The following is a 24348-nucleotide window of genomic DNA, read 5'->3' as shown; positions in this document are numbered from 1 at the left end:
AAAAACTGGCGATCATGCGAAAATAATTCCGTTATCACGGCTTTCTCTCCTGCCTTAATCTTGACCCGGAAAATGTACTCATACCACGACTGGGAGACGATCTATGAGCCCGCCGACCACGCAAGATGGCACCCGAATTTCCTTTCTTAATACCCCCTTTATCCGCGGCTTAATACTCGCGGCAATTTGTGCCGCCTACATTCAGGGCGGTTTGGTCAAAGTGCTGGATTTTAACGGGGCGATGGCGGAGATGGCCCATTTTGGCCTGCAGCCGGCGGCGTTGTTTGCCAGCCTGGTGATTGTGCTTGAATTGGGGGCCTCGGCACTGATCCTGACGGGTTTTTACCGCTGGCTGGGCGCGTTGGCGCTGGCCGGATTCACCTTGGCCGCCACGCTGATGGCCAATCGTTTTTGGGAAATGAGCCCGCCGGAGCGCTTTACCGGAATGAACGGATTTTTTGAACACATTGGGCTGGCGGGCGCATTGCTGCTGGTGGCACTTTACGACCTCAAGGAGCATAACGATGGCTGAATCGGTTGAGAGCAAAGCAGCACCCGGCGGTTTCGCGCCGCTGAAGATCCCGGTATTTGCGGTGCTGTGGGGGGCCACGGTATTGGGCAACGTTGGCAGCTTTATGCGTGACGTCGCCAGTTCCTGGCTGGTGACGGATTTATCCTCTAATCCGTCGGCAGTAGCGTTGATGCAAACGGCTGCCACGCTGCCCGTGTTCCTGCTGGCGATCCCGGCTGGGGTGCTATCAGACATTCTCGACCGTCGTCGTTTCCTTATTTTTGTCCAGATTCTACTGGCCTGCGTCAGTGGCACCTTGTTACTGCTGTCGCAAAGTGGTGCGCTGACCGTTGAGTATTTGTTGGTGCTGACCTTTATCGGCGGTATTGGTGGGGCACTGATGGGGCCGACCTGGCAATCTATCGTGCCCGAGCTGGTGCCGCGTGCCGATCTCAGAAATGCGGTTGCACTGAACTCGCTCGGGATTAACATCGCCCGTGCCATTGGTCCGGCGGCGGGGGGCTTGTTGCTGGCGAGCTTTGGCGCTGGCGCGGCCTACGGCGCGGACGTGCTTAGCTATGTGTTTGTCGTCGCTGCCCTGTTGTGGTGGCGCAGACCCAAGGTCGAAGATAACGGCCTTTCCGAGCATTTCTTTGGCGCTTTTCGCGCCGGCATACGTTATGCCCGCGCCAGCCGTGAGCTGCATGTGGTGCTGTTACGGGCGGCGGTGTTCTTTGTGTTCTCCAGTTCGGTTTGGGCGCTGTTGCCATTAGTGGCGCGACAGATGCTGGGTGGTACCGCCGGTTTCTACGGCATCCTGTTGGGTGCCGTGGGGGCCGGTGCGATAGGCGGTGCGGTGTTGTTGCCGCGGCTGCGCCAGCGGTTGAATGCCGATGGCTTGGTGCTGTTGGCGGCGGTGATTACTGCGGCGGTGATGGCACTGTTGTCATTAGCCCCTCCACAGTGGCTGGCGGTCTTGCTGCTGTTGGCGCTGGGCGCGGGCTGGATTATCGCGTTGACCTCACTGAATGGGGCCGCGCAGGGGGTATTGCCAAACTGGGTACGTGGGCGTGGGCTGGCGATTTATCTGATGGTGTTTAACGGTGCGATGGCTGCCGGTAGTTTGCTGTGGGGGTTAATTGCTCAAGAGATCGGCGTGGCCGCCACGCTGCTGACGGGCGGCATTGGATTGTTGGTGATTTCAGTGGCATTTCACCGTATTCGTCTGCCGGAGGGCGAAGCCGATCTGCAACCGTCAAACCATTGGCCGGAACCCTTGCTCAACACGCCGGTAGAGAACGATCGCGGGCCAGTGATGATCCAGATAGAGTACCGCGTGCGGATGGAAGATCGTCCACAGTTCCTGCGGACGCTACAGCAGCTTTCACGTGTGCGCCGTCGCGACGGTGCCTATGCCTGGGGCCTGACCGAGCATACCGCCGATCCTCTGTGTGTTATGGAGTGGTTTATGGTGGAGTCCTGGGCTGAGCACCTGCGTCAGCATCAGCGGGTTTCACATGCTGATGCTGATTTACAACAAGCGGCATTACAGTTCCATATCGGTCCGGAAAAACCGCAGGTCCATCATTTCCTGTCACTCGACTTGCGGCACCTGGCGCAGTAATCAACGGCTGCGGCGGGGGCTATTTACTCCGCCGCACCGTCGTGGGCATGTAAGCGCCCCAGGAGCATAAAGATCAAGAGTGCCGTTGCGGCAGAGGCGATCGCCAGTATATACAGCAAGTGACGGAAGGCCTGATCGTAGATTTGCAGCGTTAATTGGCGCTGTCCAGGTAGCAGGGTGGTTGCGCTGTTCAAGTCGCCGAGGGCGGCGCGGTTGGCTGCCTCTATCATCTGTTGGGTGTCGGTAACGCCGGGGAGTGCAGCAAACAAGCCGCCCTGAATAAGTATGGCAAGCACCGCGCCGGTGATTGCAATGGCGATGCCGTCAGCCGAAACCCGCACTGCGTTGAAAATGCCGGTCGCCATACCTGCCCGTTCTTTTTCCACCACGCTGACGGCCATTGCGTCCATCAATCCCCAGGGCAGGCCAATACCGATACCAATCAACAGCATCGGTGCTATCAAGTCATGGCTGCCATTTGCCGCCAACGCATGGCCCAACCAGCCCAGCCCGGCAGCGGCCAGCAGCAGTCCAATCCCTGAAAGTACGCCGGAAGTAAAACGGTGTGCCAGTAGTGCGGCAAGGAAGGGCACGAACAGCAGGGGAGCCGCCAGCGCAATCATGTTTTTACCGGCTTCGAGGGCACTCTGCCCATCAATACCAATAAAACGCCCGGGCAACAGGACGATCAACACCACAAAAAAGAAGGCCGGTGTGGTTGCCAGCACCTGAACCCCAATAAAGCGGGTACTGCGGAACAACGTCAGATCGAGCATCGGCCGTGCGACTCGCCGTTCAATCAACACAAATGCGATAAAAATCCCCAGCGACAGCAACAGTGAACCGGCCACCGACAGGCTGCCCCAACCGTTTTCAGGGGCGAGCAGGATCGCGTAGGTGAACAAGGCCAAGGCAGCGGTAAAACTAACGGCACCGGGCCAGTCCAGCCCTGCCGCATTGGGATCGCGGGACTCTGTTGCACTGAATGCCACTAATACCAACCCCGCCACAGCAATCAGCGCCGTGGCGAAAAACACCCATTGCCAGCCTGCCGTCACCACTAACCAACCCGATGCTAACGGCCCGAAAGCCAGACCAATGCCGAACGTGGTGCCCAACAGGCTGAAGACCCGGGTGCGCACCGCGCCATGAAACGTCTGCGCCAGTGACGACATCGCCCCGGCAAAAGCCCCCGCGCCTGCCAGACCTTGCGCCAGCCGTAAAATATCGATTCCCACCACCGAAGGGGCTAGGGGGATCATCATCGTCAGAAGGCCGAATGCAGCCAACCCGAAGAGCCAGACGCGTTTACGGCCATAAATGTCGGTCAGGCTGCCGGCGGCCATCATTGCGCTGCCATAAGTGAGGATATAACCATTTACGACCCAGCTCAGCTGCACGGCGCTACCACCCAGTGAATGACTGATGGAGGGCAACACCACGGCGGGGCCGGTGAAGCTCAGGGGAATAAGGATACCTGTCAGGCAGGCGGCCAATAATTGTAGCCATGCCCGAATCTCAGTGTGCTCTGCGGTGGAGGTTATTTGCGTCATGGTGCTCATCTGCATGGAGTAGGAAAGCCCGCAAGCGGGAGTTGTGCAGTGTCAGGGGCCGTGTCACGGCGGTGACTGCGTTGCCATCAAGGTAATCTCTCCCACATCGAAGAAAAATAGGCTAAATTTCCATAGATATCGGACAAAAATGTCCTGAATAAGGAAGCGTATGTGATGGACAGTCTTAATGGCATTCAGGCGTTTGTGCAGGTCGCAGAAACGCGCAGTTTTTCCGATGCAGGGCGGCAGTTGGGCGTATCGTCATCCGCGGTGGGCAAGAGTGTGGCGCGTATGGAGCAACGGCTGGCGGTGCGTCTTTTCCACCGGAGTACACGTAGCGTGACGCTGACGGCAGAAGGCGCGCTGTTTCTTGAGCGTTGCCGCCGGATCCTGGCAGAGATGGCCGCAGCCGAACTCGAACTGGCCGACAGCCGTGGCACACCCAGCGGCAAGCTGCGTGTCAGTTTGCCGCTGGTCAGTGGGCTGATGATGCCGGTGCTGACCGATTTCATGCACCAGTACCCGGACATTGCGCTGGATGTCGACTTTTCCGATCGCATGGTGGATATCGTTGAAGAGGGATTTGACGCGGTAGTACGTACCGGTGAGCCGACGGATTCGCGGTTGGTGTCGCGGCGGCTTGGCGGCTTTCAGTTAGTGCTTGTGGCGTCGCCAGCGTATTTAAAACAACGCGGTCAGCCGGAGAAGCCGGCAGATTTGCTCAATCATGCCTGCTTGCAGCACAAGTTCCCTACCACAGGGCGGCTTGAGCCCTGGCCACTGCGGGATCTTGCCTTGTCTGAGCTGCCGGCGACCATGATCTGCAATACCTCAGAAGCGTTGCTGCCGGTGGCGCAAGCCGGGTTGGGCATCGCTTGCCTGCCGGATTTTATGGTGAAGGTGGCGCTGCAACGCGGTGAACTGCAAAAGGTGTTGGAAGGTTTCGTTGAGCATCAGGGATCTTTCCGGGTCATCTGGCCCTCCAGCAAATACCTGGCCCCCAAACTGCGCGTTTTTATCGATTTTCTTAGTGAACGGTTATTCCCGATAAAAAAGGAATAAAAAGCCCGCCTAAGTGACCTTAAGCGGGCGACGTTACTGCGGTGTGAGCTTAGGCGAGGTCGAAACGATCGAGGTTCATCACCTTATTCCAGGCGGCAACAAAGTCCCGCACAAAACTCGCTTGGGCATCTGCGCTGCCATAGACTTCCGCCAGTGCTCTCAGTTGAGAGTGCGAACCGAAGATCAGGTCTGCGCGGGTTGCCGTCCACTTGAGCGCTCCCGTTTTGCTGTCGCGGCCTTCGAACACGCCTTCCTCGCCCACCGGTTTCCAGGTGGTGTTCATATCGAGCAGGTTGACGAAGAAATCGTTAGTCAGCGCCTGTGGCCGTTGGGTGAATACGCCATGCTGGCTTTGGCCCACGTTGGCATTCAAGACCCGCAGGCCGCCCAGCAGTACCGACATCTCCGGTGCCGTTAGCGTCAGCAGCTGCGCTTTATCGACCAGTAATGCTTCGGCCGGCACGTTGAATTGACGCTGCAGGTAGTTACGGAACCCATCTGCGACGGGTTCCATCGCTTCAAAGGAGTCGACATCGGTCTGTTCCTGCGTGGCATCCATACGGCCCGGCGTGAAGGGCACGCTGACAGGATGGCCGGCGTTGATCGCCGCCTGTTCCACGCTTGCCACACCGGCCAGTACGATCAGGTCCGCCAGAGAAACACGTTTATTGTCCGACTGTGCGTGATTAAACGCCTGCTGGATCCCTTCCAGCTTGGCCAGCGTTTGCGCCAGTTGAGCGGGTTGGTTGATGGCCCAGTCTTTCTGCGGGGCCAGACGAATGCGTGCACCATTGGCTCCGCCGCGCTTGTCGGAACCGCGGAAAGTGGACGCTGAAGCCCAGGCGGTGGATACCAGCACGGAGATCGGCAAACCGGAAGCCAGAATCTGGGTTTTGAGCGCGGCGATATCCTGATCGTTGATCAACGGATGATCGACTTCGGGGATGGGATCTTGCCAAATCAGCTCTTCTGCCGGCACTTCTGGACCGAGATAACGCGCACGCGGCCCCATGTCGCGGTGGGTCAATTTATACCAGGCGCGAGCGAACGCATCGGCAAGCTGCTCAGGGTGTTCATAGAAGCGGCGTGAGATTTTCTCGTACGCGGGATCGAAGCGCAGCGAGAGGTCGGTCGTCAGCATGGTGGGGCGCTGTTTTTTGGCGGGATCAAACGCATCGGGAATGGTGTCCCCGACGTCTTTGGCTACCCATTGATGGGCGCCTGCCGGACTTTGCGTCAGCTCCCATTCGTATTCAAACAGGTGTCTAAAGAAGTCGTGGTTCCACTGGGTAGGGGTGGTTGTCCAGGTCACTTCCAAACCGCTGGTGATCGCGTCTTTCCCCTTGCCGGTGCCGAAGCTGCTCTGCCAGCCGAGCCCTTGCAGCTCTAAGCCCGCAGATTCTGGATCGTCGCCGACATGTGATGCCGGGCCTGCGCCATGGGTCTTGCCGAAGGTGTGACCACCGGCGATCAATGCCACGGTTTCTTCGTCGTTCATCGCCATACGGGCGAAGGTTTCGCGGATATCGTGGGCGGCGGCAACGGGATCAGGGTTGCCGTCCGGTCCTTCTGGGTTGACGTAGATCAGACCCATCTGCACGGCTGCCAGCGGGTTCTCAAGGTCGCGGTCGCCTGAATAACGGCTGTTAGCGCCGCCGCTCAGTTCCAGCCAGATTTTTTCTGATCCCCAATAAACGTCATCCGGTTCCCAGGTGTCAGCGCGTCCCCCCGCATAGCCAAAGGTTTTAAAGCCCATGGATTCGAGAGCCACATTACCCGTCAGGATGATCAGGTCAGCCCAGGAGATTTTGCGTCCGTATTTCTGTTTGATGGGCCACAGTAAGCGACGGGCTTTGTCGAGACTGACGTTGTCAGGCCAGCTGTTGAGTGGTGCGAAGCGTTGCTGACCTTCACCTGCGCCGCCCCGGCCGTCACCGATACGGTAAGTCCCGGCGCTGTGCCAAGCCATACGGATGAACAGGCCGCCATAGTGGCCAAAGTCTGCCGGCCACCAGTCTTGCGAATCGGTCATAAGGGCATGCAAATCTTGTTTGACGGCGGCCAAATCCAGGCTGTTGAAGGCTTTGGCGTAATCGAAGTCAGGGTCCATCGGATCGGAAAGGGGGGAATGCTGGTGCAGTGGCTTTAGGTTAAGTTGGTTTGGCCACCAGTCCTGATTGGAAGGGCCGCGGCGTGGTGCATTCAGTTTACCGCCGCCGGAAAACGGGCATTTACTTTCAGTTGTCATGGTGCGCTCTCTGCTTCTGTAGGTTCGCTCGTCAGGCCCTGTCTGTCCTATACCTGAGGAGCGGTTAACGTGACATCGCGGGCCAATGCACGCGTCGGGTGTTGCGCTAAATAACATAACCTCATTGAATACATTGGGTTTTCATCTTCAGAGCCGGTAAAGAGCGAAGAAACACTCATGGATAAGCTTAGTCAGCGGCTGCGGATAGATAAAATAGGTATAGTTGAATGTTGTGATAGTCCCTGACTATTCATTACCCGAGCATTGATAGCCATGAATGCGTTTGAAACAGGATGCTGACCCTAAACTGTTGTTCTTCACTTACCAGTGATAGCTTATACCCACCTCGAATTTGTCAGACACATCGACGTCGGCGCCGTTTTTACTCATGTTATTGAACTCATAATTGATAAATGCCTGCATGTTCTTATTAAAGAGCCAACTGAAACCGATTTCTTCGTAATTCAATACACTCTCGTGTTTTCCCGAGGCGTTTTGTATAAGGCGCGTATAGCCAACGTTGGGCTGGAACTTGTCCGTCAGCCGGTATTTAGCGAGGATTTCATAGCTGGAAGATGAGCCACAATTATCGGATGTTTGTGGTTTTATGGCACTATCGCTTTGTGTAAACACGGCAGCGAGATAGGTTCTTTTTTTTGCATATTTCACCCCTTCTGCCAGAGTATTTATTTTTCTTCCGTAATCGGCATGATTATTCTGCTGCTGAGTAGATAAGGATGATGATGCTGCAAAAATAGTGGTGATCGCCGGCGTCAGTGCGTAACTGAAAGAGGCGGCGATACCATTACCATTCTGCTTACTTATTGTCTGTTCATCACTATTGCTTTTGAATTGATACTGGAGTGCGATAGCGGCGTTACGCTGTAAAATTTTTAATTTTTTACGGTAAGTCAGTAGGTTGAGTGCTCGGCCACGCATAAAATTATCTATATAGTTGTAAGACATTTCTCTGAATAACGGTGAACGATCAGTAAGGGAGGTTACGTCATATAAGGCGCCCCAATTCCTACCTATATTTATACTGCCCAATGATGGGTTTTCCATACCTAAGTAGGCGAGTCTGGTGCTGTTCCTGCTGGCGTCGGCAAAACTGACGGTATATTCCCAGTGCGCATAGGCTCTCCAGTGCTGGCCGAGATTTCTTTTTCCTAACAGACCAAAGTAGATATAACTACGGTCACCATCGTTGCGAACATTACTGCTGGAATAACGTCTGGCAATAATGGTGCCGTAAAAATCCAACCGCTCCTGACCATTGTCTTTGAGTGTGATCGCAAAGGTGTTTGAGCAAAAAAATATCGATAGTGCACAAAGGCACTCGGCTAACTGGCGGGGATAAATGCGTACTAACATCAGCGGAAAAATCCTTTGTCTTCAGAAGTTAAAGTGAGGAAATTGAGTGAATAGCATTTTTTGCTATCGTAAGTGAACGCTCAATTCCCCTCTTATTTTTTTTTGCTCAACATATTGCTTCTGAAAGTAAAAGTATTTTAGGGTGGGGTGACATTTTATTATTGTATTTTATCAAGCATTTTTTATATGAGTGAAGTAACTCAAGATGCCGTTAGTAATCGCTGTGGCGATTTTATGTCTGAATACCGCCGTTCCAAGCAGTTTTTCCTCTTGCGGATTGGTAATGAACGAGGTTTCAACGAGCACAGAGGGAATATAGGGCGATTTCAATACCACAAATGCCGCCTGTTCCGTGTTTTTGGAATGCAGATGATGCATTGGCGCAATGTGTTTAATGATGTGAGAACCCAGGAGAAGGCTTTCTTTTACTGTTTCCGTCTGTTCCAAATCGAAAAGTATTTCTTGTAAATAATGATCTTTTTTAATGACCGCAGGGCTGGCGAGATCGTCGGCCGCATTCTCACTGTTCGATAAGTACTTTGCCATCGCACTGCTGGCGCCTTTATTAGATAGCGCGAAAACGGAAGCACCGCAGGCGGAAGGGCAGGTGAAACCGTCCGCATGGATTGACATAAAAAGATCGGCATTGTGTTGATGGGCAATTTTTACGCGGTCATAAAGCGGAATAAAAACATCGTCGGTACGTGTTAGGTGAGCATTAATTCCATGCTGAATGAGCAAGGCACGAACGTTTTTTGCAATATCCAACACCACATGCTTTTCCTGAGAACCCGCGTGTCCAATGGCGCCCGAATCAATACCTCCATGACCCGGATCAAGCACGACCAGATATTTCTTGTGTGGTTTTTTAGCGTCTGGGGCCATCGGTACTTTCCTTACATGCTGCAGGCCCTGTGCATGAGCTTGCGAAATCTTGATATTTGATGCCAAGACCGCCAGACCGGCCAAAATAATCGTGCGTCTGGATGCTCTGATTTGTAATGATTTTTTCTTATTCATTGGGCCACCGTAGAGGATATAAGTTGATATAACGTTATAACATAACAATTTTAGCGGCTCGACTTATCGACTGTTAGCACCCGTTAATTTCTATTTCATTTCATGAATTTCTCTAGTCTTATAATCCGTATTTTTCTGTTTAATTGGTGTTATTATCTGTGATTTTTATGTTTTTAAATTGTTAATTTCAAATTTGAAACATTATGCAATCAATTATTTCAAATGATAATTTTTATCATTTGAAAATGTTATGTTATAACGTATAAATCAAGGGTGATCCTCAGCAAGGAGCAACGATTGTCTTTGGCATAAATGCAGTTTCTCTTCCAGGGGAGGTAAAATGAATATAAAACCCTATAAAAAAGACAAATTGAATGTTTTGGCTGTGCTTGCCGTATCCCTGAGCACCGTCATCGCCATGCTCGATAGCACTATCGCAAATGTGGCACTCCCTATCATCGCAAAAGATTTTGCCGTGTCAGAAGCGGCTTCAATATTGATCATCAATGCATATCAATTTGCGGTTATTGCTTCTCTATTGCCATTTGCCGCATTGGGGAGAACTATTGGTAATAAAAACATCTTCATGGCCGGCGTAATTCTATTTGCATGCTCTTCTATGGGATGTGCGTTGTCAGAAACGCTAGATACGTTGACGCTATTCAGAGTTGTGCAAGGCTTTGGCGCAGCGGCTATTCTCAGCGTCAATGCGGCACTGATTAAGGAGATCTATCCGGACAAATTATTGGGCCGGGGGCTGGGGATAAACGTCATGGTAGTTTCCGTATCCGCAGCGGCAGGGCCATCGATCGCCTCAACAATATTGTCTCTGGCCAATTGGAACTGGTTATTCACTATTAATGTTCCTATTGCTTGCCTTTCACTGTTGCTGAGTGTTATCTCCTTAGCCCCTAAGCCCCAGCGCAATGTAAAGTTTGATACAGGAGGCGCTCTTTTAGTTTTCGCGCTGTTTATTTTTTTCTCGTCATTTACGTTGAGCATGACAAAGAGTTCTTTCTTGTCGGCAGCAGCTAGCTTTGTAGTTTTCGTTGCATTGGCAGTACTGCTTTACCTGAATCAACGGCGGAAACAAGCTGCGGCGATGATTCCAGTGACGATATTTCGTAACGCTACGCTGACGCTGTCACTATTGATGTCGATGTTTTCTTACAGCACACAGTTGCTGGCCTACGTGTCGCTGCCTTTTTATTTTCATAGCATATTGCAAAGAAACGTAGTGGAAATCGGTTTACTGCTGACAGCATGGCCATTAGCGACTATGGTGACATCCTTGGTTTCTGGCGATCTTATCAAAAAATATGATCCCAATATTATTGCAGTAGCAGGACTATTTTTCTTGCTTATGGGCATGGTGTTGATGGTTTATCTGCCAGATGCTCCTTCAAATACGGCGATCGTTTGGCGTGTAGCGATTTGCGGCATCGGTTTCGGGTTGTTTCAGTCACCCAATAATTTCTTGATCATGACGGCGGTATCACACGAGAACAGCGGTATTGCCAGTGGATTATTGGGCAGTTCGCGGTTAGTGGGGCAAATCGTTGGTTCCGCCATGGTAGCAATATTCTTTAATTTTTATGGCTGTCAGGCAACGAGCATAAGTTTGGTTTCGGGCGCTGTTTTTTCATTTCTTTCCCTAATGGTTAGCTATATGCGTTTTAAATCAATACGCTCTTAATCATGCATAAATAAGTTAGAGGTTTCAATGAAATTGGCAAATTTGGCTCCATTTATCCTCGGATTGGTGATGATGTCGCTTTGCGGTTGTACCACATACAACCCAGTAGCCTTACAGCAAAAGGCTATTGGACAAGAGGGGAATTATTACCATCTTCAGCCACAGGTCTATATTGGTGACCACCTGAAGTATGGATTAAAGGATGGCAGTGGTGGAGAGATGAACGTGGCGAAAATTGAACCCAATGCCATTATTGCTGATACGGGGGAAATAATACCTTTTACACAGATTTCTTTCCTTGAACGGCAGGATATTTCTAAAGGCAAGACGGCTGCGCTGGTTGGCGGTGGGGCTGTCGCCACAACCGCAATTGTTATTGTGGCCGGATTAACCATTCTGGCAGCGGGCATCACTGCTTCGGTAGCCTAATGACCTGAAGAGGCTAAAACAAAAAAATTCTATCAATGAGACAATGCGAGGGGATGATGATCAGTAAAATAAAACTATTTGCTACCATCTTGTTGGCGGCATTTTCATTACCGACGACTAGCAGCGCCAACGGAGATATTACGACAAAAATTGCCGGAAAAGACACTGAAGTATTGCATCCGGTTTCTGGTAAATATAGCCGTATTGTTATCACCGGCAATTGTCCATTTGGTGTGATATTGGCTAATGATTCAGCCTATAAACATGTCATCGGCGTTGGCCCTTGGGCTTTTACGCATTCCGACATGAATGTACTGAAAGATATGAAACCGGATATCGGCAGGATCACCACAGATTTTATCAATAATGACTATACGGTCAATATGGAATCGTTGATGAGCCTTAAACCGGATATTATTTATTACTATGGTAAAAGTCAGGATGATCACTTGGAGCGGGCAGGGGTGCCCGTCATTAATCTCGACGCTGGCGGGAAAACCAAGTATGAACCGATGGTAACCCAGGTTTATTGGGAGAATAAGTTTGCGGAAACGCTTGGATTACCCCATACGCATAAATTCAAAAGCGCTTGGGAAAACATGTTGACGATGATCCAACCTTATGCTGCGGATATCAGGCAGCAACATGTCAAAGCATTGTATCTTGAAGAAAGCGATGGCAAACAGCTCAAGGTGAGTGGCCCTCACACCTATGGCGATACCTACCTGAAAATGGCAGGAATGGAGAATGTTGCTGGTAGTTTACAGGTCAGCGGTGATGCTGGGCGTTACATAAATGTCTCGATGGAGCAGATAATGCAATGGGATCCTGACGTGATTTTTGTTGTCTTCGGCAGTGCCAACGCTCTGTTGGAAGGTAAAATCCCAGGTCAGGACTGGAAAGATCTCCGAGCAGTAAAAAACGGCAAGGTTTACTCAACGCCGGTAGGGATACATAACTGGGGGGGCTCTCTGCAGAAACATCGCTGTTGCCATTATTTATGATCAGTAAATACAATCCAGAATATATTAGTGCTGAAAAGCTGAAGGATATAACACGAGATTATTATGAAAAGATGTTCTCTTACGCCATACCGGAACGTTTATTGAATGAGGTTTTGGCTCAGAGATAATTCGCGTAAATTATTTTATGGTGAGAAATATAATAATTAAACCTCTCTATGGAAGTAATGGTTATGCCTGATAGAAAAAAATATGCCGCCATAATGGCTGGGCTATCTGTGGTTTTATGCCTTGTTGCCGTCGCCTCATTATTTGTCGGTAGATACTCTTTGTCGGTTGACGAAATAATGCAGGTTTTATTACATGCGAAATTGTCTGCAAAGGATGAAGCCAACTACTCCGTTATTTTTAGTTTGCGTGTGCCAAGAGTCATCGCGGTGATGATGGTCGGTGGGGGGTTATCGGTTGCTGGTGCCACTTTTCAAGCCGTGTTGAAAAATTCACTGGCCAGCCCGGATGTGCTGGGAACCTCCTCGGCCTCTGCTTTTGGCGCAGCTCTTGGCATACTGTTTAGTTTTCCTTTTGCGTTGAGTTCGTTATGTTCATTATTTTTTGGCATATTGAGTCTAGTGCTTGTGTTTGGTATCTGCCATTTCAAAAAACGGCAGGATGAACTTACCACTATTCTGTCAGGAATTATCATCGCTTCGGTATTCGTGTCTTTTATATCAATAATTAAGTATGTGGCCGATCCACAGGATACATTGCCGGCCATCGTTTTTTGGCTGATGGGCAGTTTTGCGTCAGTGCTTAAAGAGCAAGTTTACTGGCTTATTCCACTGTATGCGATCAGTTATTTTGCAATCTATACGTTAAGGTGGAAAATGAATATTATCTCGTTGGGGGATGATGAAGCAAAAATCGCGGGTCTTAATCCGCAGCGGATAAAAGTAGCATTACTTTTTTTATCCGCAGTATTGGTCTCTGCTTCAGTCACTATTGCTGGTGTTGTCGGTTGGGTTGGGCTAGTTATCCCTCATCTGATTCGAAGCGTGCTCGGTTGTAACCACGGTAGGCTGATTCCTGCTTCGGCGCTTGGTGGGGCATTATTTCTGTTGATTATTGATAATATTGCCAGGAGCGCCACTTATGCGGAGATCCCTATCGGAATTTTGACTGCGCTCATTGGGGCTCCGTTATTTGCACTGCTTTTCATTATGAGTCGTAGATATGATAACAGTTGAACAATTGTCCTTTGGTTTTAAAGGCTCAAGAAAAGTTATAAACAATATTAGCTTCCATCTTGAAAAAGGAGACATCCTTTGTGTGATGGGGCCAAATGGCGCAGGGAAAACGACACTGTTGAAAAGTCTATCGGGTATCTATCAACCGGTATCCGGTGCCTGCGTGATTGAGGATATTGATAACAGAAAAGCACGGCTCGCTTACGTTCCTCAGGCGAAGAAATTACATTTCTCTTACAGCGTTCTCGATTTTGTTTCTTTTGGTTGCTCACAGCGAAAAGGTTTTTTTTCGAAACCAGGTAAAGAGGATTTTGATAGATCCTCGGAAATTTTGAATAGGCTTGATGTTGGTAGGCTCAGAGGGAAATGTATTAATCAGATCAGCGGCGGTGAGTTGCAAATGTGCTATTTTGCTAAAGCGTTAGTTGCGGAACCTGATGTGATTGTTCTTGATGAGCCAGAATCTAATTTGGATTTTCAAAACCAAGCGAAAGTTATTGATATGCTGTGGGCGTTATCAAGAGAGAGAAAGGTTACTGTAATTTTTAACACGCATTTTATCAACTACGCGGAGAGTATTTCTGATAAATGCTTATTAATGGATAAAGAACACTATATATTTGGTGAAAAAAATGCTCTTCTTCAAGAGGAGTATCTGGAAGAATATTTCCAGGTGCCCGTAAGAAAATATCGTTATGAGGGCGAAGGAGGGCCTGATGAAGCGTTTGTCATCAGGCCACATAAGTTGAACTGACATGTGATATCAAGGTCGAAAAGTTTTATTAAGGGATATCCCTCATTGCGGTTCGGGTTTCTCTTAATTAAGCTGAAACAGCAGCACAAATCGTAACCCAAATAAGGAGATAATCATGACTGATTTACCCTCTGCGGATCGTAATCCAACCCCTGATATCGCGGAAGAAAATGCTTTCTTCCCATCACCTTACTCACTGTCGCAGTACACGTCGTCAAAAACTGATTTTGACGGTGCCAGCTACCCCAACGCGTATCGGGGGGGGAAATGGAAGGTATTGATGATCGCCTCGCAGGAGCGTTATTTGATGATGCAAAACGGCAAATTCTTTTCTACCGGCAACCATCCGGTCGAAATGTTGTTGCCGATGTACCACATGGATCTTGCCGGTTTTGAGATAGATATCGCCACGCCGTCCGGCGATCCGGTCAAACTGGAAATGTGGGCCTTCCCTGGTGAGGATGAAGCGGTCAAAGCCACATATGAAAAATACCGTAGCCAGCTCAAGCAACCAAAAAAACTCTCTGATGTGGTGAAGGACTTGGACGCCGGCAATTATATTGCCGTCTTTATTCCGGGTGGCCACGGGGTGCTTAATGATATCCCCTTCAGTGAAGACGTTAAGAAAACCCTGTTCTGGGCGCACGACAATGATCGTTACGTTATTTCGCTTTGCCACGGCCCGGCCGGTTTACTGGCTGCTGGGCTTGGTGAGGGTAAAGACGATTTCTTGTACCGTGGGTACGAAATGTGCGTGTTTCCTGATGCGCTCGATACCGGCGCTAATATTGATATCGGCTATATTCCAGGCCCGATGCCTTGGTTGGTGGGCGAGCGATTGCGTGAATTGGGCGTTACAATCCTTAATACCAATATCACCGGTAAGGTGCATAAAGATCGGCGGCTGTTGACCGGTGACAGCCCACTGGCTTCCAACAATCTCGGCAAGCTGGCTGCACAGACGCTGTTGGCCGATGTCGCTGGGCGATGAGCGTGGACATTGCTCAAGAGGCCTTTCTCACTGCACTGGCTATTGAGCGTGCGGACACCCTCTCTGTCATTCAGGAGAGGGTTCGCGCCTTCGCAGTTCCGCATGGTTTTGATCGCTTCGTGTTATTTTCTACTGCCGCCAGGGAAGATGAGGGGGTTGATCGCATCTACTGGGTCGAAGGCAATTGGTTCGGCGACGGCGAAGTGGTGGATGCCGTAACCTATCTTCGGCACTGTCCGGTAACCCGGCATATGCTGCAGGCAACAGAACCTTTTTTCTGGAGCAAGGCGCAGGGGGAAAAGGGGAGCTGCTATCAGATTGTTCGCACGCCTCGCGGCCCAGGCGTTCATGGGGTGCAGATCCCGATATTCGGCCCGTCCGGGTTGGAAGGTGCGGTCAGTTTCGGCGGTGAGTGCATTGAAAGCTCTCCGCCAATTCGGTTGGCGATGCTAATCGTGGGCACGGCGGCTTTTGTCTCTGCGCGCAGGTTACTTGAGTTGCCAGCAGAGGCCACGCTCGGCAGGTTGTCGGCGCGTGAGCGTGAAGTGTTGGCATGGACGGCTGCCGGGCGGCGCCAGGCCGACATCGCTGCCACGTTGGGGCTGTCGGAGCGAACGGTGGAAAACCATCTGCGCCGAATACGCCGGCGGCTCGGCGCAACCACGACCGCTCAGGCGATCGGTGTAGCGATCCGCAACGGTGAGATTGAAATGTGATGGCAGACAAAAAAACCAGTTGGGTTTATCCCGGTGGATTTTTCTGAGCATTAAATACGCGTTTATACTTGTAAGGCGTAAGTGTATTAAGGATTGCAGGTTTTGACTGGCAGACATCTGGAGGGTAAAGACGCAACTGCCGGAGTGATGCTGTTGAGAGGTGATGTATGCACATTTACAAGCATGCGTTGTTGTTGATCCAAAATGAGACGGGCGGTCAGCTCATGTTGGCGCATGCCGAACGTCTTGCGAAAGAAATGGGCACCTGTATCACGTTAGGGCATATCAGCGAAGATTATAGAGAGTTGGATTACACCAGCGATGCCTTAATCAAGGATCGTCAATCACATGAAGTGATTGAAGCTAAGGCGATGCTTAGCCGTCTGGCAGGGTCTGCCACTTTTGACGTCAAGGTAAAGTCGATCGTCAGTATCCATAGATTCAAAGACGTTCAGGCAGTGATCGACAGTGAAGGGATAGATCTGGTTATGCTGGGTCATGAAAACCGCTTTTTGGGTGTTTATACCTCCTTTTCTTTCGAATTCATCAACCGTTTAACTGTTGATGTGCTGATTGTTCATGTTCCCCCCGAGCCAATAATTTCATCGCCTTGAGGGCGCTGCTGAGCAGGTGGGTCTTATCTGTATGTGGGGATAAGCGGCAGACACAGTCACGCCGCACCAGGCTTTTGCCACCGTGTTTCAGATAGACTTAAAATAATGTCCGCTTCTCGCTCCTGGGTAACCTGATGCGTTTGTATGCAGAGAATGGGGTAAATACCCAGCGCGTAATGGTGTCGAGTATTTTTGCACCTAAAATGAAGGTTTAGCTATCTTCAAGGCTGGCTGTCCGTCAGCATGACGGAATAGTGAATCCCCTGTGGCAGATTAATTGAGAATGGCTTATTGAGTGTCAGTGGGATGATCTGTGGCGCAACCTGTATTGTCTTGACACTGTCACCTACCAGGCGGCCATTTACGTATCGCTCGAGATGATAGTAATTTATCTCACCACTGATCTCAGCCGTTCTGTTTCCTTTACCTGGAGACAAATCGATATACATCGTCGCTGCAGCAAATTTTCTGTCCAACTCAGAGGCGAATGCTTTTCCAGACAACGGACGGAGTGCGTACGTCATCAAATGACGGGTATTTTCTTTTTTCAGAAGGCTTTCTGCGGTTACGGTTACTGTGGTTGGCTCTGAAACTGGCGACTGCATTTCCGTTCTTAGGTACTGGGTTTTGTTTTCTGAGGGCACAGAACTACATCCCATCAGCACTAAACATAAAACAGTAATTCCTGTTATTCTGTTCAATTCAAATTTCCTTTTTTCATTATCAATAAATGATGGTCGTGCTGTCAGTATCGGCAGGGTTCAGAAATAGTTGATACTGTTATGCCCTAAGGGTATGAAAAGGGAAAAATATCTTGCTCATGAGATAAATGTTGCTAGTCGCCACTGCGTTGGTAGTTATCATTTACGTTGGCTACTCTGCCCCTTAACGATTGATGACAAAGTGCAATTTCTGCTTTTAGCTTAGAGGAGACTACGAGTCGTTCAGCCGTCTGCTTGGTGCCAAGAGCGGAAGTAGCTAACAGCTCTTAGTGTTGATTAATGAGGAGCAGGTTACTGTCGCTAATTCCGCTTGCTGATGTATGGAGGGTACTGATAACCTTGATTTATGGTACTTAGTTTATAAATCATATTATGGATGATCATTATGTCGCGTAGCTTATACCCAACTACCTTGTTTCATTTTACTGAAAAGTTAGATACCTTATTTGAGATACTTGACTCAAGTGATTTTCGAATTTCTTTCGCTAGAGAATTTATACAAGGCCAGAGTACGAATAGAAATTTCGGTATACCGATGGTTTCATTTTGTGATATCAGGCTAACGCAGCTTACCCAGCATACTGAAAGTTATGGCCATTATGGCATCGGATTATCAAAAGATTGGGCAAGCGAAAATGGACTTAACCCAGTAATTTACATGTCCAAGCACTCTTCTGTTTTTGATAATTACAATCTGGAGATAAGGAGTTTAAAAGCAGAGATTAATAAGTTATCAAATCATTTAGAAAAAATGAAATCTTCAGGAACAAAATCTCAGTTAAATAATGCAAAGCGGAAATATGACTCGGCTAACCTTAGTTACAAGAAAATTGTAGACCCTTTGCGATACATGAAAAATTACCAGGCGACTTTGAAACGACGCAATGGTCCGGAGATACCTAACTATATTTTTGCAGATGAGAGAGAGTGGCGATTTGTTCCAGATATAGAAAAGTCGATTGGAAAACCAGTGATCGCTGCTTCGAAAAACATATCAACTCAAGATGGCAAGAGAAAATATAACGAATATTATGATGATAACAGGTTGCCCTTTTCTCATAAGGATATTAAATATGTCATTGTAAAGCATGAAAGTGATGTTGAAATGATGATGGACTTTCTGCATATAAAGTATGGTTCAAAAAGCAACTTGATTCCAAGGGTTCTCTCAACCGAATTGATAGCGAATGATATGTAATCTAAGCCCCGTGTGGGCATAAATTATCTATGCAATGCTTCCTTTTTGATACTTCATCGTGCTCTTATTGTGTTTAACGCTAAAACTAACCTACTCCCCGTTTTTCACATAGACCACTATTAGCAATATGTGTTGTTCCACGATGAACGGATCGTGATAGTTTAGTTAATCACCTTCGATCAGGACGGGGTCGAGCAATGGAACGTAATCTTCAGTTAAGGTTAGAACTCTTGACCTATAAAACATTACGAATCCCTAACGACCCCACTTACTAAATATCAGGTGTCAAATCTGCGTTTTAGGTATTTCTTCTGCTGACTCTTTTAGTAACTGAACAATGTTAGACACAAAGTCTGTTCCTTTTGCGGTGGTGTCATCAGCACCTAATTTTTTATACTTCCCCCACACCAAAGAGTATACATCGTTAAAGTAATCATGAGTGATTCTAGATATATCAAAGCCACCAACAAATTTTGGAATATTATCTTGTTTCCCATCAGTTATAGCTAGCCTTAAAACAACGGCCATTGCAGTATGATAAATAATATTATTGAAATCCCTCTTACTTTCAAATTCATAAGATTTCAATAACTCAGTACATTTTTTTAAAATCAAATAAGAGTTTAGATAGAGAGATAGTGGGCTTTTTTTGTTAAAAATTTGTTCGTATCGAGTATTGTCATTTATGAGAGTCGATGGTCTTGCTCTTGCATTATTTGGTTGAAGGAGGACCGTAGTTATAACACATTGCGACAAATAAGGTATGGAAACTATACGAGAGGCTGGCTTGCCTTCGTTTTTATATAAATTTTTTCTCCTATCATAAAAGAAACCATTAGCTTTGAAGAAGTCTTCAATATCACGATGTATTACATCCGCACTTCTTAATGAGGCAGGAGGTATACTGGTTTGACTATTAGTTGCCCTTATTATTTTATCTCTAGATTCCGCGTCCCCCTCACAAATAACACGAACTAATAAATTCCTATCTTCCTGAGAAGTTCCTTCTAAATTGGAAAAATAGTTATAAATCTCATGTGAAGTTTGTAAGCCATTAACCACTTGAGGATTTTCAATAGTCAAGGTTTTGCCTGAAAGAACTGCTTTTGATGTGATCACTGTGACGCCATTATTCAAGAACCAAAAATCTTCTTTGCCAGTGGTAAGTGTTTCTTGAATAGCTACGTTGACAACAACATCTCCATTATGGTCCCTCACATTTGATTCAAAGATACTCCGCGAAAGAGAATCATTATCTGATATGAATTCATGATATTTTTTTAAATTAACAAGGCACAGATAACTACCACTTACTGTGGCTATGGGTGACTCTGCCAACTCCATCATTCTTGAAGTGCTTTTTACCTTTCTGTTCAACTCAACTAAATTGCTCGCGCCGACAAAATCCAATGAGAAATTAGAGCCTGTAAACATCTTAAGGATTGTTTCTTTTAATGTGTTTCCTTTATCGACAACATTAGGATGGACTTCCTCACCAAGAGTTGAGTAGTAGTATGAAAAAGTTAAATCGGGGAAACTTTTCATTAAATTGCTATAGACATCTCTAAAGATAGAAACTCTTGCTCTAAGATCATCATTGTAACGTCTTTTTAAACTATCGCTGCCTATATCTGCTGATATATTAAATAAATCCCTAGTCACTTCGTTAAATTTAACAATAGCATCTTCACCAAAATTTTTTGATGTTTTCGATTGAATAATGATTACTTCTATTTTGTTATGCTTTCCTGTTTTTGAGTAATCAGTGTCTTCTTTTATTAACTCCCCATTGAGAAATGTATAGAACGAGTCTACACCGCCATCACCCCCATCCCCAACTATGCTATATTCTATATCAGAATAAGTTACGTCATAATCCTTAAGTATCTGTGATGCAGTGTAAAGTTCAAAATAATCCGAATAACGTTCACCTTGCTCAGATGCTTCTTCCTTAATAATTTTTTCCATTATTATTTGTGAGTTGGTAAATTCACTCATTCTTTTACTCTCCTGTACTTGGTTGGAAGTCCAATGGAATCAAAACTACGTTAATGGAGTAAAGGGTTGGAGTCCACCTTTACTAACAATAAGATAGACGCAGTTTATCGAAGATCATAGGAGCATTCGAGCACCATTTGACCTTCTCACGTAGAACAATGTATGCCAATGTTAGTCATGGATTCGTTATCGAAACTTCCGCTCCTCGCTCAAAGCTGCCATTCAAAAAAACGAAAAGCAAAAAGCCCGCTTAGTTTCCTAAGCGGGCTTCTCTAAATTTGGCTCCTCTGACTGGACTCGAACCAGTGACATACGGATTAACAGTCCGCCGTTCTACCGACTGAACTACAGAGGAATCGTGTGAACGGCCGGAATCATAACGGGGTGTCGGCAGCATGTCAAAGGTGGATTACGCATTCTGTGACTGTTTGCTTACAGAATGCGCAACCCGTTGAGGTTTTAGCAGATTTAGCCCTATTCTGCGCGTTTTAGACGCAGTTGATAGTGGTAATGGCTGCGGTCAAGCAGGTAATCGGCATTGACGCTCGGGCTCCAGGAATCGTCGCCGCCAACCCCCATATGAACGCCGTCCAGATTCAGCCAGGTACCGGCTTCCGGCTGTAGCAGGTGCTGGTGGCTGCACGCCATCAACTGGCGCAGGCCATAGCGGCTGAGAGAGAAGTGGAACAGCCCATCAATCTGCCAATTGCCATACTGCAGGTTACGGGTGTCGCAGCGCAGGCCGTTTTCACCGGGGAAGATGTATGGCGTGTGCAGGTCTGCCAGCGGCAGTTGCCAACGGCCAAACTGCGCAGCGAGGCGACGATCCGGGTAGTTCTCATGCGGCCCAAGGCCCAACCATTGTGCCTGCGGGTGGATGTCTGCCAGTTGGCAATTCAGGCCAATACGTGCCGGTGGTGGCAGGCTGGCGGCGACATCGACGTCGACACTGACGCTGAGCGCGCCTTGGCTGTCGAACAGCCACTGCTTGCGGCTGCATAACAGCGTTTGCCCATCAACCCCAAACCGATGTTCGGTCACTACGCGCACGCTGTCACTCAAGCGATCGGCCTGTAGCAGCGTGCAGTGCTCTTCCAGACGGTACATTCCCGCCAGCTTCCAGCGTTCGACCCAGGCGTTGGGATCAATACGTTCGACTTCGCTGATGCCGATGTCATTATCCAGCGGTGCGCGGATAAAATTATCGCGCAGCGGGGTCAGCAATAGTGGGCTGCCGTGTTGCCACCACTGGGTTAAACAGCCGTTGTCGCGTGTAAACTGCCAGCGTTGGCTGCCATGGCTGATGTCGATCGTCTGGTCATTTTGGCTGAGCTGTGGGGCTACGCCGTTCGGTGCGAGCGGTGGAATATGCAATGTGCGGGGGACCAACCATTGATCCCAGGCGCAGCGGTGGTTCGCTTCGGACCAGTCGGTAGCTTGCGGTTGCACCACTTCCACATTCAGCCACAGTTCACCGGGTTGATGAAGCATCGGCAAACGGTCGATCAGGTGAATGCTGGCGCTGCCCTGCGGGGGTAAGGAGAGATCAAGGCTGCCGCTGGCACGCTCTGTGCCATCCAGCTCCAGCCGCCAGTTCAGGCGTTCATTATCGGTATGGCGGAACAGATACTCGCTGCTGACGGTCAGCGTCAGCGTATTGGCGTCGAAGGTAAATTGGAAAAATTGCTGCGCCCGTTGCGCTTCAAACAGCGCAGGGTGTGGTGTGCGATCGGGGAATACCAGCCCATTAAGGCAGAATTGTCGATCGTTCGGCGTATCGCCAAAGTCGCCGCCGTAAGCCCAGTATTCCTCACCGTTTTCATCACGGCGAGTGAGCGCCTGATCGACCCAATCCCAAACGAAGCCCCCTTGTAAACGCGGATACTGACGGAACGCCTGCCAGTAGCGGTCAAAACCGCCGAAACTGTTGCCCATCGCATGGGCGTATTCACACAGGATCAAAGGACGGTGTTCATCCGGCAGGCCGATCCACTTCTTGATCGACCATTTGGGTACGGCAGGGAAAGGTTGATCCTGATCCACGCGGGCATACATTGGGCAGAGAATATCTGTTGCGGCACTGTTGGCTCCGCCACCTTCGTATTGTACCGGGCGGGTGGGATCCTGGCTTTTCACCCAGCGGTAGAGCGCGTCATGGTTGCTGCCGTGCCCAGACTCGTTGCCCAGCGACCAGATAATGATGCAAGGGTGGTTACGATCCCGCTGCACCATACGCGTTACACGTTCGCTCATTGCCGGTAGCCACAGCGGATCGTCAGACAACCGGTTCATTGGCTGCATGCCGTGGGTTTCAATATTGGCTTCGTCAACCACATACAACCCATAGCGGTCGCACAAGCGGTACCAAAGCGGGTGGTTCGGGTAGTGTGAACAACGCACCGCATTGAAATTGTGCTGTTTCATTAACAGAATGTCATGGCGCATCAATGCCTCATCCATGACCTGACCGTGCTGCGGATGATGTTCATGGCGATTGGTTCCGCGGATCAATAACGGCTGCCCGTTAAGTTTCAGCAGGCCATTGCTGATGTCTACCTGACGGAAGCCGACGTCGTAAGCTTCTACCTCGATGATTTCCCCTTCCGCCGACAGCAGAGCAAGCGTTGCACGGTACAGCGTGGGGCTTTCCGCGCTCCATAACGCCGGTTGTTCTAACGGCAAGCGCAGAGTGGTGCGATCGTCATAGGCACCCCGTTCGTCGATAATCTCGCTGCCGAACGCCTGGGTTTTCTCCCCCACGAGCTGGCCATTGCGCCACAGCTGCAACTGCACCCGGTGCTGCGTGGGTCGATTGACCTGTACTTCTGCCACCAGTTCGCCACGGCGAAAACTGTCGTAAAGCGGGGTGGTAATGCGAATATCGCACAGATGCGTGGCCGGCTTATGCAGCAGGGTAACGTCGCGGAAAATCCCGCTCATACGCCACATGTCCTGATCTTCCAAATAGCTACCGTCACACCAGCGCAACACCATCACCGCTAGCCGGTTTTCGCCCGCCTGCAGCCAGGGGCTGAGGTCAAACTCGGCGGGCAGGCGGCTGTCTTGTGAATAACCAACCCAATGGCCGTTGCACCACAGATAAAACGCCGAGTTGACGCCGTCAAAAACTATGCGCGTTTGTCCTTCAGCCAACCAAGCGGGTTCAACCGTAAAGAACCTGGAATAGCAGCCGGTCGGGTTCTGTTCCGGCACTAGCGGCGGATTAACCGGAATGGGATAACGCACGTTGGTATAGATTGGCGCGTCATAACCGGCAAGCTGCCAGTTGGATGGGACGTTAACCCGGTCAGCGTTGCTCAGATCCTGCCGCAGCCAGGCTTCGGGCACCGCCTGTGGGCGGGTGAAATAGCTAAAGTGCCAGGCGCCGTTCAGCGTTTTCTGGCTGTTGCTGGGGCTATCGTCACGCGCCGCGTTCAGATCGCGCCAGCTCGCAAAAGGCGGGTGCGCAGCCAGCCGTCGATAATGGGTGCAGGCCGGATTTTGCCAGTCACGGCGGGCAATAAGGTCTTTCAGGGAAGGCGGGGGCAGTGCACTCATCGGCGATCGTCCTGTCGGCGGTTTAGAGGGACATCATGCCAAATAAGATGCTGAGGAGTACCAAAAAAGTAAAG

General features: G+C 49.4%; 19 protein-coding genes and 1 tRNA gene. 12 read left to right on the top strand and 8 right to left on the bottom strand.

All coding sequences use genetic code 11. The features are described from left to right. The first annotated feature begins 103 nt into the window (after nt 1–103). Complete coding sequence (locus AC2FCQ_RS19200; protein WP_209635972.1) at nt 104–532, top strand: DoxX family protein; 429 nt, start codon at nt 104–106, stop codon at nt 530–532. Then, nucleotides 525–2135, top strand: a complete 1611-nt coding sequence (locus AC2FCQ_RS19195; RefSeq protein ID WP_490308836.1) for an MFS transporter — start codon at nt 525–527, stop codon at nt 2133–2135. Before AC2FCQ_RS19200 ends, AC2FCQ_RS19195 begins: the two co-directional genes overlap by 8 nt. A 23-nt stretch (nt 2136–2158) precedes the next feature. On the opposite strand, the gene AC2FCQ_RS19190 is transcribed toward AC2FCQ_RS19195, so the two are convergent. Next, nucleotides 2159–3688 carry an MFS transporter gene (locus AC2FCQ_RS19190; protein WP_490308837.1) on the bottom strand — a complete coding sequence of 510 codons (1530 nt, stop codon included), beginning with the start codon at nt 3686–3688 and terminating at the stop codon, nt 2159–2161. Nucleotides 3689–3862: 174 nt separating this feature from the next. Between AC2FCQ_RS19190 and AC2FCQ_RS19185 the strand changes: the two genes are divergently transcribed. Beyond that, nucleotides 3863–4750, top strand: coding sequence for a LysR family transcriptional regulator (locus AC2FCQ_RS19185; RefSeq protein ID WP_490308876.1), 888 nt, complete (start codon nt 3863–3865; stop codon nt 4748–4750). A 49-nt stretch (nt 4751–4799) separates the two neighbouring features. On the opposite strand, the gene katG is transcribed toward AC2FCQ_RS19185, so the two are convergent. From katG to amiA, 3 genes are all read right to left on the bottom strand, one after another. Continuing rightward, nucleotides 4800–6998, bottom strand: a complete 2199-nt coding sequence (gene katG / locus AC2FCQ_RS19180) for a catalase/peroxidase HPI (protein ID WP_490308838.1) — start codon at nt 6996–6998, stop codon at nt 4800–4802. A gap of 321 nt (nt 6999–7319) precedes the next feature. Further along, entirely contained in the window at nt 7320–8372 is a 1053-nt protein-coding gene (locus tag AC2FCQ_RS19175; protein WP_490308839.1) for a porin, read from the bottom strand. Between the two features lie 171 nt (nt 8373–8543). Further along, on the bottom strand, nt 8544–9392 hold the full coding sequence (gene amiA / locus AC2FCQ_RS19170; RefSeq protein ID WP_490308840.1) for an N-acetylmuramoyl-L-alanine amidase AmiA: 849 nt from the start codon (nt 9390–9392) through the stop codon (nt 8544–8546). Between the two features lie 340 nt (nt 9393–9732). Here amiA and AC2FCQ_RS19165 point away from each other — a divergent pair, with 340 nt between their 5' ends. The 8 genes from AC2FCQ_RS19165 (at nt 9733) to AC2FCQ_RS19130 (ending at nt 16798) form a co-directional block, all read left to right on the top strand. Then, nucleotides 9733–11088 (top strand): MFS transporter, encoded by a 1356-nt coding sequence (locus AC2FCQ_RS19165; RefSeq protein ID WP_404759272.1) that lies wholly within the window; start codon nt 9733–9735, stop codon nt 11086–11088. A gap of 27 nt (nt 11089–11115) precedes the next feature. Continuing rightward, the gene (locus AC2FCQ_RS19160) at nt 11116–11517 is read left to right on the top strand and encodes a hypothetical protein (RefSeq protein ID WP_490308841.1); all 402 of its coding nucleotides are present in this window, start codon (nt 11116–11118) and stop codon (nt 11515–11517) included. A 53-nt stretch (nt 11518–11570) separates the two neighbouring features. Then, the gene (locus AC2FCQ_RS19155; protein ID WP_490308842.1) at nt 11571–12521 is read left to right on the top strand and encodes an ABC transporter substrate-binding protein; all 951 of its coding nucleotides are present in this window, start codon (nt 11571–11573) and stop codon (nt 12519–12521) included. Between the two features lie 191 nt (nt 12522–12712). Next, nucleotides 12713–13723, top strand: a complete 1011-nt coding sequence (locus AC2FCQ_RS19150; RefSeq protein WP_490308843.1) for a FecCD family ABC transporter permease — start codon at nt 12713–12715, stop codon at nt 13721–13723. Then, a complete protein-coding gene (locus AC2FCQ_RS19145; protein ID WP_490308844.1) occupies nt 13710–14477 on the top strand; it encodes an ABC transporter ATP-binding protein in 768 nt (255 codons plus the stop codon). The genes AC2FCQ_RS19150 and AC2FCQ_RS19145 overlap by 14 nt, the downstream gene beginning before the upstream one ends. A 115-nt stretch (nt 14478–14592) precedes the next feature. After that, the gene (gene hchA, locus AC2FCQ_RS19140; protein WP_490308845.1) at nt 14593–15468 is read left to right on the top strand and encodes a glyoxalase III HchA; all 876 of its coding nucleotides are present in this window, start codon (nt 14593–14595) and stop codon (nt 15466–15468) included. Continuing rightward, a complete protein-coding gene (locus tag AC2FCQ_RS19135) occupies nt 15465–16184 on the top strand; it encodes a PA1136 family autoinducer-binding transcriptional regulator (protein ID WP_490308846.1) in 720 nt (239 codons plus the stop codon). Before hchA ends, AC2FCQ_RS19135 begins: the two co-directional genes overlap by 4 nt. A 167-nt stretch (nt 16185–16351) precedes the next feature. Further along, nucleotides 16352–16798 carry a universal stress protein gene (locus tag AC2FCQ_RS19130; RefSeq protein WP_490308847.1) on the top strand — a complete coding sequence of 149 codons (447 nt, stop codon included), beginning with the start codon at nt 16352–16354 and terminating at the stop codon, nt 16796–16798. 221 nt (nt 16799–17019) lie between these two features. Here the strand turns inward: AC2FCQ_RS19130 and AC2FCQ_RS19125 are convergent, their stop codons facing one another. After that, on the bottom strand, nt 17020–17499 hold the full coding sequence (locus AC2FCQ_RS19125; protein WP_490308848.1) for a hypothetical protein: 480 nt from the start codon (nt 17497–17499) through the stop codon (nt 17020–17022). 406 nt (nt 17500–17905) lie between these two features. On the opposite strand from AC2FCQ_RS19125, the gene AC2FCQ_RS19120 reads away from it, so the two are divergent. After that, entirely contained in the window at nt 17906–18718 is an 813-nt protein-coding gene (locus tag AC2FCQ_RS19120) for an abortive infection system antitoxin AbiGi family protein (protein ID WP_490308849.1), read from the top strand. A gap of 285 nt (nt 18719–19003) precedes the next feature. Here AC2FCQ_RS19120 and AC2FCQ_RS19115 read toward each other — a convergent pair whose 3' ends face one another. From AC2FCQ_RS19115 to AC2FCQ_RS19105, 3 genes are all read right to left on the bottom strand, one after another. Further along, nucleotides 19004–20716 (bottom strand): AIPR family protein, encoded by a 1713-nt coding sequence (locus tag AC2FCQ_RS19115; protein WP_490308850.1) that lies wholly within the window; start codon nt 20714–20716, stop codon nt 19004–19006. A 279-nt stretch (nt 20717–20995) separates the two neighbouring features. Beyond that, nucleotides 20996–21071: transfer RNA gene (locus tag AC2FCQ_RS19110), tRNA-Asn, on the bottom strand. A 119-nt stretch (nt 21072–21190) separates the two neighbouring features. After that, on the bottom strand, nt 21191–24274 hold the full coding sequence (locus AC2FCQ_RS19105; RefSeq protein ID WP_490308851.1) for a beta-galactosidase: 3084 nt from the start codon (nt 24272–24274) through the stop codon (nt 21191–21193). Nucleotides 24275–24348 lie beyond the last annotated feature (74 nt).

This window comes from Serratia sp. CoH_134_PS_4 (assembly GCF_058190535.1).
This window is presented reverse-complemented; position numbering and strand designations above follow the sequence as displayed.